Origin of the sequence: Kitasatospora sp. NPDC005751 (assembly GCF_040630835.1) — a bacterium.
Lineage (GTDB): Bacteria > Actinomycetota > Actinomycetes > Streptomycetales > Streptomycetaceae > Kitasatospora.
Genome location: NZ_JBEXYC010000015.1, coordinates 98956 through 114106, shown reverse-complemented (window position 1 = coordinate 114106; position 15151 = coordinate 98956). Strand labels below are relative to the sequence as shown.

The 15151-nt window shown below is 71.2% G+C and carries 15 protein-coding genes; 6 read left to right on the top strand and 9 right to left on the bottom strand.

Annotation, left to right across the window (positions count from 1 at the left end; translation table 11 throughout):
• The first annotated feature begins 51 nt into the window (after nt 1–51).
• Both trxB and trxA read left to right on the top strand, forming a co-directional pair.
• Nucleotides 52–1017: a thioredoxin-disulfide reductase gene (gene trxB, locus ABZ497_RS17185; protein WP_359805935.1), complete on the top strand. Its 966-nt coding sequence runs from the start codon at nt 52–54 to the stop codon at nt 1015–1017.
• Nucleotides 1018–1150: 133 nt separating this feature from the next.
• Complete coding sequence (gene trxA / locus ABZ497_RS17180) at nt 1151–1477, top strand: thioredoxin (RefSeq protein ID WP_329488790.1); 327 nt, start codon at nt 1151–1153, stop codon at nt 1475–1477.
• 126 nt (nt 1478–1603) lie between these two features.
• Here the strand turns inward: trxA and ABZ497_RS17175 are convergent, their stop codons facing one another.
• The 9 genes from ABZ497_RS17175 to rpmH form a co-directional block, all read right to left on the bottom strand.
• A complete protein-coding gene (locus tag ABZ497_RS17175; RefSeq protein WP_359805932.1) occupies nt 1604–2221 on the bottom strand; it encodes a GNAT family N-acetyltransferase in 618 nt (205 codons plus the stop codon).
• Between the two features lie 125 nt (nt 2222–2346).
• Nucleotides 2347–3438: a ParB/RepB/Spo0J family partition protein gene (locus ABZ497_RS17170; protein WP_359805930.1), complete on the bottom strand. Its 1092-nt coding sequence runs from the start codon at nt 3436–3438 to the stop codon at nt 2347–2349.
• The gene (locus ABZ497_RS17165) at nt 3435–4427 is read right to left on the bottom strand and encodes a ParA family protein (protein ID WP_329488793.1); all 993 of its coding nucleotides are present in this window, start codon (nt 4425–4427) and stop codon (nt 3435–3437) included. Before ABZ497_RS17165 ends, ABZ497_RS17170 begins: the two co-directional genes overlap by 4 nt.
• 309 nt (nt 4428–4736) lie before the next feature.
• Nucleotides 4737–5570 carry a 16S rRNA (guanine(527)-N(7))-methyltransferase RsmG gene (gene rsmG / locus ABZ497_RS17160; RefSeq protein ID WP_329488795.1) on the bottom strand — a complete coding sequence of 278 codons (834 nt, stop codon included), beginning with the start codon at nt 5568–5570 and terminating at the stop codon, nt 4737–4739.
• Between the two features lie 178 nt (nt 5571–5748).
• Complete coding sequence (locus ABZ497_RS17155; protein WP_329488796.1) at nt 5749–6279, bottom strand: R3H domain-containing nucleic acid-binding protein; 531 nt, start codon at nt 6277–6279, stop codon at nt 5749–5751.
• Nucleotides 6280–6363: 84 nt separating this feature from the next.
• The gene (gene yidC, locus ABZ497_RS17150) at nt 6364–7521 is read right to left on the bottom strand and encodes a membrane protein insertase YidC (RefSeq protein ID WP_359805927.1); all 1158 of its coding nucleotides are present in this window, start codon (nt 7519–7521) and stop codon (nt 6364–6366) included.
• Nucleotides 7518–7889, bottom strand: a complete 372-nt coding sequence (yidD, locus tag ABZ497_RS17145) for a membrane protein insertion efficiency factor YidD (RefSeq protein WP_352288573.1) — start codon at nt 7887–7889, stop codon at nt 7518–7520. Before yidD ends, yidC begins: the two co-directional genes overlap by 4 nt.
• A complete protein-coding gene (gene rnpA, locus ABZ497_RS17140; protein WP_329488799.1) occupies nt 7886–8314 on the bottom strand; it encodes a ribonuclease P protein component in 429 nt (142 codons plus the stop codon). Before rnpA ends, yidD begins: the two co-directional genes overlap by 4 nt.
• 18 nt (nt 8315–8332) lie before the next feature.
• The gene (rpmH, locus tag ABZ497_RS17135) at nt 8333–8470 is read right to left on the bottom strand and encodes a 50S ribosomal protein L34 (protein ID WP_148643823.1); all 138 of its coding nucleotides are present in this window, start codon (nt 8468–8470) and stop codon (nt 8333–8335) included.
• Between the two features lie 442 nt (nt 8471–8912).
• Between rpmH and dnaA the strand changes: the two genes are divergently transcribed.
• From dnaA to recF, 4 genes are all read left to right on the top strand, one after another.
• Entirely contained in the window at nt 8913–10790 is a 1878-nt protein-coding gene (gene dnaA / locus ABZ497_RS17130) for a chromosomal replication initiator protein DnaA (RefSeq protein WP_359805922.1), read from the top strand.
• Between the two features lie 946 nt (nt 10791–11736).
• On the top strand, nt 11737–12867 hold the full coding sequence (dnaN, locus tag ABZ497_RS17125) for a DNA polymerase III subunit beta (RefSeq protein ID WP_329488801.1): 1131 nt from the start codon (nt 11737–11739) through the stop codon (nt 12865–12867).
• A 206-nt stretch (nt 12868–13073) separates the two neighbouring features.
• On the top strand, nt 13074–13949 hold the full coding sequence (gene gnd, locus ABZ497_RS17120) for a phosphogluconate dehydrogenase (NAD(+)-dependent, decarboxylating) (RefSeq protein WP_329488802.1): 876 nt from the start codon (nt 13074–13076) through the stop codon (nt 13947–13949).
• Nucleotides 13950–13996: 47 nt separating this feature from the next.
• Nucleotides 13997–15130, top strand: coding sequence for a DNA replication/repair protein RecF (recF, locus tag ABZ497_RS17115; protein ID WP_359805919.1), 1134 nt, complete (start codon nt 13997–13999; stop codon nt 15128–15130).
• The last annotated feature ends 21 nt before the right edge of the window (nt 15131–15151 follow it).

Here is a 15151-nt window from a genome sequence, read left to right as displayed (position 1 = left end):
GGACCGCCCTCCCCGCCCTAGCGCGGGTCGCGATGCGAACCAGGAGATGCAGTGAGCGACGTCCGTAACGTGATCATCATCGGTTCCGGCCCGGCCGGCTACACGGCTGCGCTCTACACCGCCCGTGCCGCCCTCAAGCCCCTCGTCTTCGAGGGCGCCGTCACCGCCGGTGGCGCGCTGATGAACACCACCGAGGTCGAGAACTTCCCCGGCTTCCGGGGCGGCATCATGGGCCCCGAGCTGATGGACAACATGCGCGCCCAGGCCGAGCGCTTCGGCGCCGAGCTGATCCCGGACGACATCGTGGCCGTCGACCTCACGGGCGACATCAAGACCGTGACGGACTCCGAGGGCAACGTCCACCGGGCCCGCGCCGTGATCGTCACCACCGGCTCGCAGCACCGCAAGCTCGACCTGCCGAACGAGGACAAGCTCTCCGGTCGCGGCGTCTCGTGGTGCGCCACCTGCGACGGCTTCTTCTTCCGCGACCAGGACATCGCCGTGGTCGGTGGCGGTGACACCGCTCTGGAGGAGGCCACCTTCCTCTCCCGCTTCGCCCGCAGCGTCACGATCATCCACCGCCGGGACACCCTGCGCGCCTCCAAGGCGATGCAGGAGCGCGCCTTCGCCGACGAGAAGATCCGCTTCGAGTGGGACAGCGCGGTCGAGGCGATCCACGGCGACCCGAAGCTGAGCGGCGTGACCCTGCGGGACACCACCACCGGCGAGACCCGCGAGCTGGCCGTCACCGGTCTGTTCATCGCCATCGGCCACGACCCGCGCACCGACCTCTTCAAGGGTCAGCTGGAGCTGGACGCCGAGGGCTACCTGAAGGTCGAGGCCCCCTCGACCCGGACCAACATCCCGGGCGTCTTCGGTGCCGGCGACGTCGTCGACCACACCTACCGCCAGGCCATCACCGCCTCCGGCACCGGCTGCTCCGCCGCGCTGGACGCCGAGCGCTACCTGGCCTCGCTCGCCGACCTGGAGGCCGCGGCCGCCACCGTGGCGGTCTGAGCACCCCCCACCGACCCACCCCGGGTGGGGGTGTTCCACGTGACACACCCCCACCCCCGCCGGGCAGAAACAGAACGGGCCCGCCCGTTGTTCTCCTGGCAGCACCCCCTCCGCACCACCCCGAGGAGTTCCCGTGGCCGGCGCCACCACTACCGTCACCGATGCGACGTTCAAGGCCGACGTCCTGGACAGCGACAAGCCCGTCCTGGTCGACTTCTGGGCCACCTGGTGCGGCCCGTGCCGCCAGGTCGCCCCGATCCTGGACGAGATCGCGGCTGAGCACTCCGACAAGCTGACCATCGCCAAGCTCGACGTCGATGCCAACCAGCAGACGGCTGCCCAGTACAACGTCATCTCGATCCCGACGCTGATCGTCTACAAGGGCGGCGAGCCGGTGAAGTCCATCACCGGTGCCCGTCCGAAGGCCGCGCTGCTGCGCGAGCTGGCCGACTTCCTCTAGGCCGTCGGCCCAGGGCCCCCGAGCCCGGTCCGGCCGACACACCGCGATGGCGGCGCCCCCACCCCGGGGGCGCCGCCATCGTCGTTCCCGGCTTCCCGGCTTCCCGGTTCCCCCGGACAGCGCGGCTCAGAACGGTCGCAGCGCGGGCTCCTTCCGGCCTCCGCCCAGCAGCCGCTCCAGCGCGCCCTCGACATCACCGCGCCAGGACAGCGTGGTGCGTGCCTCCAGCCGCAGCCGCGGGTAGCGGTGGTGCGGCCGGACCGTCTTGAAGCCGACCGCCAGCAGATGATCCGCCGGCAGGACACAGCTCGGCGACTGCCGGCCGACCGCACCGAAGGCCTCGATCGCCCGGACCCCGCGCCCCATCAGGTCCTTGGCCACCGTCTGCACCAGCACCCGGCCGATCCCCTGCCGCTGGTAGCCCGGGAGCACGCGGCTGATCATCAGCTGAACGGCGTCCGGCGAGACGGGACTGGTCGGGAAGGACTGCGACCGCGGCACGTACGCCGGCGGGGCGTAGAGCACGAAACCGGCGGGGTCGTCGTCCACGTAGACGACCCGGCCGCAGGAACCCCACTCCAGCAGCACCGCGGAGATCCAGCCCTCCTTCTCCGCCTCCGACTTCCCGGATTCGACGGCCGCCCGGCCGGTGACCGGATCCAGCTCCCAGAACACGCAGGAGCGGCAGGTCGTCGGCAGGTCCTTGAGGTTGTCCAGCGTCAGCGGAACGATCCGGCGTCCCATGCCCCGCACCTCCTCGTCCACTCCACAGTCGAGCATTCCCCCTGAACGCCGATGGGTGCATGTTTCACGTGAAACAGCCGCTCACGTGGAACATGCACCCGTCGAGATCCGTGGTCGGCCCCGGCTCAGCCCTGCGACAGCCGCAGCCCGTCCTCACCCGGCGCGAGGCTGTCCAGGATCCGGTTGAGGTCCTCCACCGAGCCGAACTCCAGGACGACCTTGCCCTTGCCCAGCTTGCCGCCGCGCTGCGAGACCTCCACCTTGACCCGGGTGTCGAAGCGGTCCGAGAGCCGGCTCGCCAGGTCGTTGAAGGCCGGCGAGAGCAGCTTGCCCGCCTGCGGTCCGACCGAGCGCTTGGGCTTCGGCTCCTGGCCGCTCATCAGCATGACGAGCTCCTCGGTGGTCCGCACCGAGAGCCCCTCCGCGATGATCCGCTTGGCCAGCTCCTCCTGGCCCTCGGCGTCCGGCACCCCGAGCACCGCCCGGGCGTGCCCGGCGGTCAGCGTCCCGGCCGCCACCCGCCGCTGCACACCCGGCGAGAGCTTCAGCAGCCGCAGGGTGTTGGAGACGTGCGAGCGCGAGCGGCCGATCCGGTCCGCCAGCTCGTCGTGCGTGCAGGAGAAGTCCCGCAGCAGCTGGTCGTAGGCGGCCGCCTCCTCCAGCGCGTTGAGCTCCGCCCGGTGGAGGTTCTCCAGCAGGGCGTCCAGCAGCAGCTTGTCGTCCTCGGTGGCCCGGACGATCGCCGGGATCTGCTCCAGGCCCGCCTCCCGGGAGGCCCGCCAGCGCCGCTCGCCCATGATGAGCTCGAAGCGCTCGGGCGCGACCTGGCGCACCACCACCGGCTGGAGCAGGCCCACCTCCTTGATGGAGGCGACCAGCTCGGCCAGCTTGTCCTCGTCGAAGACCTCGCGCGGCTGACGCGGGTTCGGCGTGATCGAGTCCAGCGGCAGCTCGGCGAACCGGGCGCCGGGCACCTGTGCCAGCTCCGGTGCGGCGGCCGTCTGCTCCCGCTCGGCCTGCTCCCGCAGGCTCTCGGCGGCCGCCTTGGCCGCCAGCGTTCCCCGCCCGGTCGGCAGCAGCGGCACCGCGCCCGGCGAGACCGTCCCGGGGGACACCACCGTGGCCGCCGAGGCCTGCGTCGCCGCGCCGTCGGCCGCCGGTGCGGCGGGTCCGATCAGCGCTCCGAGCCCTCGTCCCAGACCCCTGCGACCACTCACCGATTGCCCTCCGTCGTGCCGTGCTGTGCCATCGGGGCGTGCTGCCCCGGCTCGCTGCCCTGCTGCTGACCCGCCCGCTGCTGACCGACCAGCGTGCCGCCGGTACCGATGCCCGGCGCCCGCATCGCCAGCTCGCGGGCGGCCTCCAGGTAGGAGAGCGCGCCGGTCGAACCCGGGTCGTAGGTGATCACCGTCTGACCGTAACTGGGCGCCTCGGAGATCCGGACCGAGCGCGGGATCGCGGTCTGCAGCACCTCCTGCTGGAAGTGCGTCCGGACCTCCTCGGCCACCTGGGCGGCCAACCTGGTCCGGGCGTCGTACATGGTGAGCAGGATGGTGGAGACGTGCAGCGTGGGGTTGAGGTGCGCGCGGACCAGCTCGACGTTGCGCAGCAGCTGGCCGAGACCCTCCAGCGCGTAGTACTCGCACTGGATCGGGATCAGCACCTCCTGACCGGCCACCAGCGCGTTGACCGTCAGCAGGCCGAGCGAGGGCGGGCAGTCGATCAGGATGTAGTCCAGCGGCTGCTCGTAGGCGGCGATGGCGCGCTGCAGCCGGCTCTCCCGGGCGACCAGTGAGACCAGTTCGATCTCCGCGCCGGCCAGGTCGATGGTGGCGGGGACGCAGAAGAGCCCCTCGACGTCCACCACCGGCTGCACCACGTCGGCCAGCGGCTTGCCCTCCACCAGCACGTCGTAGATCGACGGCACCTCGGCGTGGTGGTCGATGCCGAGCGCCGTGGAGGCGTTGCCCTGCGGATCGAGGTCCACCACCAGCACGCGCAGTCCGTGCATCGCGAGCGAGGCCGCCATGTTGACGGTACTGGTGGTCTTGCCCACCCCGCCCTTCTGGTTGGCCACCACGATCACCCGGGTCGCGACAGGTCGGGGAAGACCCTCGCCCGCTCGGCCGATCGCCTGTACCGCAGCCTGGGCAGCCCGTGCGATGGGCGTGTCATCGATCTGGTCGATGGTCTCCGAGTCCTGCATGGGGGTCAGTGTTTCACGTGAAACCGGAGCGGCAACAGTCGCCGCCCGGCTGCGACTGAGGATTCCGGAAAGCAGGGAGCGACGTTTCACGTGAAACACCATGCCCGCAATGTCGGAATTCTGACGGTGCGACACTCCGGTGGCCGGGAGTCACCCGGTCGGCCGCCCGCCGGTCGCTCCGGCGTCACCGGGCCCGCCGCCGGCTCCTTCAGCGCGGGCCCGGGTGCCGGAGATGACGACCGCGCGCGGCCGGAATGCCGAACGGGCGGGTGGTCCGAAGACCACCCGCCCGTTCCCGCTCCCGCCCGCTCAGCGGCTGCGGCGCCGTCCGCCCCGGCTCCGCTCACCGGTGCGCGGGGCCCCGGCGTTGCGCCCGGCCCGGGCCGCCCGGGCCCGCCGGGTCGCCGCCTTGACCCCGCCGGGGCTCTCCCCCGCCTTCACCTGGATCACCCGGGTCGAGGTCTCCAGCGTGCCCTCGCCCACCGAGATGACCGTCCACTCGACCGCGCCCAGCTTGGCCAGCCCGGCCCGCGAGTCGGCCAGCTCCTGCTCGGCGCTGTCCCCCTTGAGCGCCAGCATCTGGCCGTGCGGGCGCAGCAGCGGCATGCCCCAGCCGGCGAGCCGGTCCAGCGGTGCCACCGCCCGGGCGGTCACCACGTCCACCGCGAGCTTGCCGACCATCTCCTCGGCCCGCCCGCGCAGCACGGTGACGTTCTCCAGGCCGAGCTCACGGACCACCTCCTCCAGGAAGGTGGTGCGGCGCAGCAGCGGCTCCAGCAGCGTCACCGAGACGTCCGGGCGCGCCAGCGCGACGGGGATGCCGGGCAGCCCGGCACCGGAGCCGACATCGCACAGGGTCGACCCGGGCGGCAGCAGCTCGGCGAGCACCGCGCAGTTCAGCACGTGGCGGTCCCAGAGCCGGGGCACCTCGCGAGGGCCGATCAGTCCGCGCTGGACTCCCGCGGTGGCCAGCAGCTCGGTGTAGCGGACCGCCGCCTCGTAGCGGTCACCGAAGACCTCCCGAGCCACGGCCGGGGCGGCGGCCAGCCCCTCGGCCGCCGCGCCTTCGGCGCCCGGGCCCTCAGCGGCCGAACTACCGGCACCCGCCGCCGGATCCCCGGCTGCCGCGCTCTCCGTGTCCATCTCGACCTCTCCGCTCCCCGGATCCACCGACCCGCTCTCCGCACTGTTTCACGTGAAACATCTTTCGCCGGGCCACGCCCCGCGAAGGGACGACGACCCCGCCCGCACGAGGCGGACGGGGTCGAGTCCTCTGACGGTCACCGGTCGCCGAAGCGGCCGGTCATCGACTTCCCCGGTGTCAGGCCGGCAACACGACCACACACCGCTGGGGCTCTTCGCCCTCCGACTCACTGCGCAGACCGGCCGCGGCGACGGCGTCGTGCACGACCTTGCGCTCGAACGGCGTCATGGCCCGCAGCTTGACCTGCTCCCCCGAGCTCTTGACCTGCTCCGCGGCCTGAGCCCCGAGCTCGGCCAGCTCGGTGCGCTTGCGGGCGCGGAAGCCGGCAATGTCCAGCATGAGGCGGCTGCGCTCGCCGGTCTCCCGGTGAACAGCCAACCGGGTCAGCTCCTGCAGGGCCTCCAGCACCTCGCCGTCCTGGCCGACCAGGCGCTGCAGGGCGCGGTCATTGCCGTCGCCGACGATGGACACCAGGGCGCGGTCGCCCTCGACGTCCATGTCGATGTCCCCATCGAGGTCGGCGATGTCGAGCAGACCCTCCAGGTAGTCCGCCGCGATGTCGCCCTCCTGCTCCAGGCGGGAGACGAGGCTCTCGTCGGCGCTGGAAGCGGCCTCGACCTCGACGGCGGAGGTGGTGCCTTCCGTCACTGATGGACTCCTTCGGGGATGGGCCCGGATGGTGGGCCGGGAACGAGGTTCAGAGGGCCGCTGGGACGGTCCGGGGCCGGTCGGTCAGGACTTCTTCTTCGGCCGCTGGCCGCCCTGCCCACCGCGCTTCGGCTGCTGCCGGCCGCCCTGCCGGGCCGGGCCGGACTTGGCCCCGGAGGGCCTGGTCGCGGTCGGCTTGGCACCGGCGGACTCGGCCGGGACCGCCGCCTCGGACTCCTCGGCCGGGGCCGGGGCGTCCTTGGTGAGGCTGGCCGTCGGGGCGGCAGCGGTGTGCTGGCGCTGCGACTTGGTCTGCTTGCGCGGCTGCTGGCGGCGCACCTGCACCGCGTCCTCGACGACGGCCTCGGCGGACGCGGCCGTCTTCTTCGGGGGCAGCATGCCCCAGAGGGCGCCCTTGATCTCCGAGCCGTCCGGGTTGAGGCGGCCGTTCTTCTTCAGCCGGACCTGGCGCTCGTCCCAGGCCTTGCTGCCGGGCGTCGGGTTGTTCCGGATGACGATCAGCTGCTGGCCCATCGACCAGACGTTGGTGGTCAGCCAGTAGACCAGCACACCGACGGGGAAGTTGATGCCCATCACGGCGAACATGATCGGGAAGACGTACATCAGCATCTTCTGCTGCTGCATGAACGGCGTCTTGATCGTGAGGTCGACGTTCTTGGTCATCAGCTGGCGCTGCGTGATGAACTGCGACAGCGACATCAGGATGATCATCACTGCGGTGACGATCTTGACGCTGACCTCGCTGCTGCCGAGGAAGGTCGCCGACAGCGGGGCGCCGAAGATGTGCGCCTGGCCGGCGCTGGTCAGCAGGTCGCCGTGGATGACGCCGATCGGCTCGCTCTTGGCGACCTTGGCGAGCACGCCGTAGAGGGCGGTGAAGAACGGCGCCTGCACGATGATGGGAAGGCAGCTGGAGAACGGGTTGGTACCCGCCTCCTTGTACAGCTTCATCATCTCTTCGGACTGGCGCTGCTTGTCGTTCTTGTAGCGCTCCTGGATGGCCTTCATCTTCGGCTGGATCGCCTGCATGGCCCGGGTCGCCTTGATCTGCTTCACGAAGAGCGGGATCAGGCAGATCCGGATGACGACCACCATCGAGGCGATGGCAAGACCCCAGGCCCAGCCACCGTTCGGGTCGAAGACGTGGCTGTACAGCGAGTGGAACTGGACGATGATCCAGGACACCGCTGTGTACAGGGGGTTCAGGAAGGAGAAGGTCACCGGTCAGGCTCCTTGGACATTGGGATCGGCCCCACGGGACCAATGGTCGCCGGGCCCTCTGGGTCCGGACCGGCGGGGGGCGTGGCCACCGGCTGATCGGCGGCGGACCCGCGGTTCAGCAGGTCACGCAGCCGGCGGTGCCACACCGGGTGCTTGCGCGGCGGAACATGATCGACCCCGCCGGGCGTCCACGGATTGCAGCGCAGGATGCGCCACACGGTCAGGCCGCCGCCCTTGACCGCCCCGTGCACCTTCACGGCCTCGAAGCCGTAGTGCGAGCAGGAGGGGTAATAGCGGCAGACCGGGCCGAGCAGCGGGCTGATGGTCCACTGGTAGACCCTGATCAGACCCATCAGCAGGTACTTCATCGACCTGCTCCCGTCGGCGCCGTCACGGCGGGCTCCGCCTTCAGCAGCCGCTTGAGCGCCGCGTCCAGGTCGCGTTCCAGGTCCTGGTACGAGGCGGACGCGGCCTGGGGCAGCGCACGCACCACTATCAGGCTACCGGCGGGCAGCCCGGAGAGACGATCACGGACGAGGTGGCGCAGTCGGCGCTTGACCAGGTTACGGACGACCGCCGGACCGACGGCCTTGCTCACGACGAAACCCGCACGCGCCGAAGGAGTCCCCTCGGCGACGTGCGGGCGGGAGTCGCTGGCCCGGTCGGCCTGCCCCGTGAGGTCGCCGTCTCTGCTGAGATGGACGACCAGTAGGGGCCGGCCGGCCCGGCGACCGCGTTTCACCGCGGTCGCGAAGTCCTGGCGCCGCCGCAGCCGATTCTCGGAGGGCAGCACAACAGACTCTGGCGCGGATCAGGCGGAGATGGCGCTGCGGCCCTTGCCACGGCGGGCGGCCAGGATGGCACGGCCGGCGCGGGTACGCATACGCAGCCGGAAGCCGTGGGTCTTCGCGCGGCGACGGTTGTTCGGCTGGAAGGTGCGCTTGCTCACTCGGGGGCTCCTGAGGTGAATCGTAGGATGACGGGAAGTCGCTTGGCCGTCACCGTGCGTCCGCGTGATCTCCCCTGATACGGAAATCCGACCCGTCCTCCCAGTTCGGCTGGGGTTCAGGGCAATCCACGGCGCCCGTGCTGCGCGCCTTATGGAGCGGGTGGACCCGCGGACATGCGGCAGCGGCCATCGACAACTCGACCTGGTTACGGTACGCGGGACGGGGCGCGAGGGTCAAACCAGCCCTTCACGACGGACGCCCCGGGCCGCGCTCACGGCCCCCGTCGCCCACAGCCTGTGGACAACGACTTGATCCGGCTCTGTTCGCTGACTACCGTTGCAGGACTTGTCTGGTTTTGTTCTTCGTCAACGGACACAGATCCACAGTCTCTTGATCCACCACCCCTGCTGGAGCCGCGGGGAACCGAGAAAGCGTGCACCAGTGGCTGATGTCAACAGCGACCTCGTCCCGGTCTGGGCGAGAGTCGTCGAGCGGCTGGTCAGCGACCCGGACGTCGGGGAGATGGACAAGCAGTGGGTGCAGCGCACCCAGCCGATGTGGATGATGCACGACACCGCCCTGCTGGCGACCCCCAACGAGCGGGCCAAGCAGGTGCTGGAGGGGCGACTGCTGCCCCAGCTGACCGAGGCGCTCAGCCGCGAACTCAGCCGCCCGGTCCGGATCGCGGTGATGGTCGACGCCAACGCCGTCCCCACCACCCCCGCGCCCGCGCAGGACGAGCCGCCGGCCGGCGAGCCGTACCAGCGCGACGACGGCGGCGACTACGGGCACCAGGGCTACGAGCGCCGCTACGACTCCGAGTCCGGCTACGAGCACGACCGGTACGACGACGGCGGCGGCTACCAGGAGCACCAGGCCCCGGCGTACGGCTCGGGCCGGCCGCCGGGCGGCGGCTACGGCGCCCCGCCGCAGAACCAGCCCTGGGAGAGCCACCAGAGCCACCAGGGTCACCAGAGCCACCAGGGCTATCCCGAGCACGGTTCCGGCTACCCCGAGCAGGAGCCGCCCGCCCAGCGCCCGGCTCCCCGCCCGACGCACGGCCCCTCGTCGACCACCCAGGGCGACCTCTTCGGCGGCGCCTACGGCCCCGGCCCCGGCGAGCACCCGCGGACCGGCGGTGCCCGGCGCGGTCCCGGCGGGCGCCCGGCCCCCGGCCGACCCGCGGAGAAGCCCGGCCCCGAGCGCGCCACCGACCGCCCGGCCGTCCCCGGCGTGCCGGCCCCGCCCGGCGCTCCCCCGGCCGGCGGCTCCCGCAAGGACGAGCCCGCGGCCCGGCTGAACCCCAAGTACCTCTTCGACACCTTCGTCATCGGCGCGAGCAACCGCTTCGCGCACGCGGCGGCGGTGGCCGTCGCCGAGGCCCCGGCCAAGGCGTACAACCCGCTCTTCATCTACGGCGAGTCCGGGCTGGGCAAGACCCACCTGCTGCACGCCATCGGGCACTACTCGCGCAGCCTCTTCCCGGGCACCCGGGTGCGCTACGTGTCGTCGGAGGAGTTCACCAACGAGTTCATCAACTCGATCCGGGACGGCAAGGCGGACGCGTTCCGCAAGCGGTACCGGGACATGGACATCCTGCTCGTGGACGACGTGCAGTTCCTGGCGAGCAAGGAGTCCACGCAGGAGGAGTTCTTCCACACCTTCAACACCCTGCACAACGCGAACAAGCAGATCGTCCTCTCGTCCGACCGGCCGCCCAAGCAGCTGATCACGCTGGAGGACCGGCTGCGCAACCGCTTCGAGTGGGGGCTGATCACCGACGTCACCCCGCCGGAGCTGGAGACCCGGATCGCGATCCTGCGCAAGAAGGCGATCCAGGAGCAACTCAACGCCCCGGCGGACGTGTTGGAGTTCATCGCGTCCAGGATCACCCGCAACATCCGGGAGTTGGAGGGCGCCCTGATCCGGGTCACCGCCTTCGCCAACCTCAACCGGGCGCCGGTGGACCTGGAGTTGGCCGGCATCGTCCTCAAGGACCTCATCCCCGGCGGGGACGAGGACGCCGGACCGGAGATCACCGCGCAGGTCATCATGCAGCAGACCGCCGCCTACTTCGGGTTGGGCGTGGACGACCTCTGCGGATCCTCCCGCAGCCGGGTGCTGGTGACGGCGCGCCAGATCGCCATGTACCTCTGCCGGGAGCTGACCGACCTCTCGTTGCCGAAGATCGGCGCGCAGTTCGGCGGCCGCGACCACACCACGGTGATGCACGCCGACCGCAAGATCCGGTCGCTGATGGCCGAGCGGCGCTCGATCTACAACCAGGTCACCGAACTGACCAACCGCATCAAGAGCTAGCCGGACCGGCCGGACGGGCCGTCCACACCCCTGCGAGGGCGTCAGGAGCGATCCTGACGCCCTTTCGGCATATCCGGAGGTGTGCGTCGCCGATCGGCTGGGCAGGAATGCCCCGACGGACGCTCCGCCAGTCCGCCGCCCGCGCCGAACATCTGACCGGTGATTCGAACACCCCGGGCGCGCAGGGCCGTTGTCCACAGGCGGAGCCGGTTCTCCACCGTCCACAGGCCACCGGCCCGCGAGTTATCCAGAATTCCTCCACAGGCCGCGCGCCGCTACGCTCTTCCGCGCAGGTCAGGTGCCTGTGGACTTGTGCACAACAGTTATCCACAGGCTGTGGACAATTGGCGGGCCGTCAGTGGGCCATTCGAGTTGTCCACCGGTTGTCCCCAGGGTGGCGGCGGTTATCCCCAGGTTGTCCACAGCCACGTCCACAGTTCGACAACCGTAGGCCTGCGTTCATGCCCTGGTGTGAAAGGCGTCACGAAATGTTGACCGGCCCCCGTGGATAACCGGGCCCGGATCTGGGGACAGCGCTGGGGATAACCTGTGGATACCCAACGTGCCCTGTGGGTAACGCTCCGCTGTCCACAGCGGGCCCTGTTCGTCCACAGCCGCCGTCCACACCTCCTGTGGACAAAAAACCGGGCCTGACCTGCACGAACAGGGTTATCCACGGTTTCCACAGGCCCTACTACTACCACTACACCTATAGACCAGTTGAAGGGCTTGAAAGCAGGTGGGGCCGAAATCTGTGGACAACCGCTCCCCGACATCTGTTCGGCCTGCTTCCGCCCGTCTGCCCCGTCTGTCGGTGGAGTACGTCAGACTGTCCTCTGCGACTGGATGCGGAGTGGCAGAGCTCGGCGGCCCACCGCACCGACGACCAAGATCAGACCAACCAGACTTTGCGAGCGGGAGCGCTCGATCCAGGAGGCGGTTACCGGTGAAGTTCCGGGTGGAGCGTGACGTCCTCGCGGAGGCGGTGGCCTGGGCTGCCCGCAGCCTCCCGGCACGGCCGCCGGTGCCGGTGCTGGCCGGCCTGCTGCTGACGGCGCAGGAGGGCAGCCTGGCGCTGTCCGGCTTCGACTACGAGGTCTCGGCCCGGGTCGAGCTGGAGGCGGACGTCGAGGAGGCCGGCACCGTGCTGGTCTCCGGCCGGCTGCTGAACGACATCTCGCGCAACCTTCCCAACAGGCCTGTGGAGATCTCCACCGACGGCCAGCGGGTCAGCGTGGTCTGCGGCAGCTCCCGGTTCACCCTCCCCACCCTGCCGGTGGACGAGTACCCGGCCCTGCCCCAGATGCCGACCGCGACCGGCACCGTCTCCGGTGACGTGTTCGCCTCGGCGGTCAGCCAGGCCGCGGTGGCCGCCGGCCGCGACGACACCCTCCCGGTGCTCACCGGTGTGCGGGTCGAGATCGAGGGCGACCGGATCACCCTGGCCGCCACCGACCGCTACCGCTTCGCCGTCCGCGAGCTGCTGTGGAAGCCCGAGCAGCCGGACATCTCGGCGGTCGCGCTGGTCCCCGCCAAGACGCTGCAGGACATCGCCAAGTCCCTGGGCAGCGGCGACACCGTCTCGATCGCGCTGTCCTCGGGCGGCGCGGGCGAGGGCCTGATCGGCTTCGAGGGCGCCGGCCGCCGGACCACCACCCGGCTGCTGGAGGGCGAGTTCCCCAAGTTCCGCAGCCTCTTCCCGACGGAGTTCAGCGCCGTCGCCGCGATCCAGACCCAGCCCTTCCTGGAGGCGCTCAAGCGCGTCTCGCTGGTCGCCGAGCGCAACACCCCGGTCCGGCTCAACTTCGAGCAGGGCGTGCTGACGCTGGAGGCCGGTTCGGGCGACGACGCCCAGGCCACCGAGCGGATCGACGCGGACCTGGAGGGCGACGACATCTCGATCGCCTTCAACCCGGGCTACCTGGAGGAGGGCCTCAAGGCCATCGACTCCGCCTACGCCCAGCTGAGCTTCACCACGCCGACCAAGCCGGCGCTGCTCAGCGGCAAGGCCTCGGTGGACACCGAGGCCGACGAGGCCTACCAGTACCTGATCATGCCGGTCCGCCTCTCCGGCTGACCGACCGCCCGGGGCGGCTCCGGCCGCCCCGCCGGTGTCACGAGCGCGCGTCGCCCGGGCTGTCCACAGCCCGGGCGTCCAGCCTGTGGAAGGCCTCCCCCGGTCGGCCCGACCACGGGGAGGCCCTCGCGCTTCAGCGCGTAGGCTCAGGGCAGCGCGGCAACGGCGCCGCAGGCAGGCACGTCACCCCAGGTAAGGACTTGGTCATGGAGCTCGGCCTCATCGGTCTCGGCAAGATGGGCGGCAACATGCGCGAGCGGATCCGCCGCGCCGGCCACACCGTCATCGGTTACGACCGCAACCCCGACATCTCCGATGTCGAGAGCCTCCAGGAGCTCGTGACCAAGCTCCAGGGCCCGCGCGTGGTCTGGGTCATGGTTCCGGCCGGGGCCGCCACCCAGGCGACCGTGGACGAGCTCGCCGAGCTGCTCTCCCCCGGCGACGTGGTCGTGGACGGCGGGAACTCGCGCTGGACGGACGACATCAAGCACGCCGAGTCGCTGGCCGCCAAGGGCATCGGCTTCGTCGACTGCGGCGTCTCCGGCGGCGTCTGGGGCCTGGAGAACGGCTACGCGCTGATGTACGGCGGCGACGCCGAGCACGTCGCCAAGGCGAAGCCGGTCTTCGACGCCCTCAAGCCCGAGGGCGACTTCGGCTCGGTGCACGCGGGCGCGGTCGGCGCCGGCCACTTCGCCAAGATGGTCCACAACGGCATCGAGTACGCGATGATGCAGGCCTTCGCCGAGGGCTGGGAGCTGCTGGAGGCGGCCCCCGAGGTCACCGACGTGCGCGAGGTCTTCCGCAGCTGGCAGGAGGGCACGGTCATCCGCTCCTGGCTGCTGGACCTCGCCGTTCGCGCGCTGGACGACGACGAGCACCTGGCCAAGCTCAAGGGCTGGGCCGCCGACTCCGGCGAGGGCCGCTGGACGGTCGAGGCCGCGATCGACCACGCCGTGCCGCTGCCCGCGATCACCGCCTCGCTCTTCGCCCGGTTCGCCTCCCGCCAGGACGACTCGCCGCAGATGAAGATGATCGCCGCGCTGCGCAACCAGTTCGGCGGCCACGCGGTCGAGTCGAAGTAGTCCGCCCCACCCGGGACGTCCACAGAAGGCGAGCGCAGTCCACAGCCATGCACGTCGCGCATCTGTCGCTCGCCGACTTCCGTTCCTACGCCCGGGCCGAGGTTCCCCTCGACCCGGGCGTGACGGCGTTCGTCGGGCCCAACGGCCAGGGCAAGACCAATTTGGTCGAGGCGATCGGCTACATCGCCACCCTGGGCAGCCACCGGGTGGCCACCGACGCCCCGCTGATCCGGCTCGGCGCCGAGCGGGCGGTGATCCGCACCTCGGTGGTGGCCGGGAGCCGCAGCACCCTGGTCGAACTGGAGATCACCCCGGGCAAGGCCAACCGCGCCCGGATCAACCGCTCCGACAACGTCCGGCCCAGGGACGTCCTGGGCCTGCTGCGCACCGTGCTGTTCGCCCCCGAGGACCTCAGCCTGGTCAAGGGCGACCCGGGCGAGCGCCGGCGCTTCCTGGACGAGCTGCTGACCGCCCGGGCGCCCCGGCTGGCCGGCGTCCGGCAGGACTACGAGCGGGTGCTGAAGCAGCGCAACGCCCTGCTGAAGACCGCCGCGATGGCCCGCCGCTCCGGCGGCGGCAAGGGCGCGGACCTCTCCACCCTGGAGGTCTGGGACGGCCACCTGGCACGTGCCGGAGCCGAGCTGACCGCCTTCCGGATCCAGCTGGTCGCCTCCCTGCAACCGCTGGTGACGGCCGCGTACGGGCAGCTCGCGCCCGCCGGCGGCGAGACCGTGCTGGAGTACCGCAGCTCCTTCGAGGGCGAGCTGCCGACCAGCCGCGAGCAGGCCGAGGAGCAGCTGCTCCAGGCCCTGCGGGCGGCCCGCAAGCAGGAGGTCGAGCGCGGTCTGACGCTGGTCGGGCCGCACCGCGACGAGCTGGGCCTGCGGCTCGGGCCGCTGCCGGCCAAGGGCTACGCCAGCCACGGCGAGTCCTGGTCGTTCGCGCTGGCGCTGCGGCTGGCCTCCTACGAGCTGCTGCGCGCCGACGGCGGCGAACCGGTGCTGATCCTCGACGACGTCTTCGCCGAGCTGGACGCCACCCGCCGCGACCGGCTGGCCGAGCTGGTCGCGGCCGGCGAGCAGGTCCTGGTCACCGCGGCGGTCGCGGAGGACGTGCCGAAGGCCCTGGCCGGGGCCCGGTACTCGGTGGCCGACGGCGCGGTCCGCCGGGTCGACGCCTGACGGACGGCGGCCGCGCGCCCC

Excerpts from the sequence above, each read along its gene's own strand:
- recF (WP_359805919.1), top strand. The coding sequence starts at position 13,997 with ATGCACGTCGCGCATCTGTCGCTCGCCGACTTCCGTTCCTACGCCCGG.
- rsmG (WP_329488795.1), bottom strand. The coding sequence starts at position 5,570 with ATGGACACGGAGAGCGCGGCAGCCGGGGATCCGGCGGCGGGTGCCGGT.
- ABZ497_RS17175 (WP_359805932.1), bottom strand. The coding sequence starts at position 2,221 with ATGGGACGCCGGATCGTTCCGCTGACGCTGGACAACCTCAAGGACCTG.
- ABZ497_RS17165 (WP_329488793.1), bottom strand. The coding sequence starts at position 4,427 with ATGCAGGACTCGGAGACCATCGACCAGATCGATGACACGCCCATCGCA.
- gnd (WP_329488802.1), top strand. The coding sequence starts at position 13,074 with ATGGAGCTCGGCCTCATCGGTCTCGGCAAGATGGGCGGCAACATGCGC.
- yidD (WP_352288573.1), bottom strand. The coding sequence starts at position 7,889 with ATGAAGTACCTGCTGATGGGTCTGATCAGGGTCTACCAGTGGACCATC.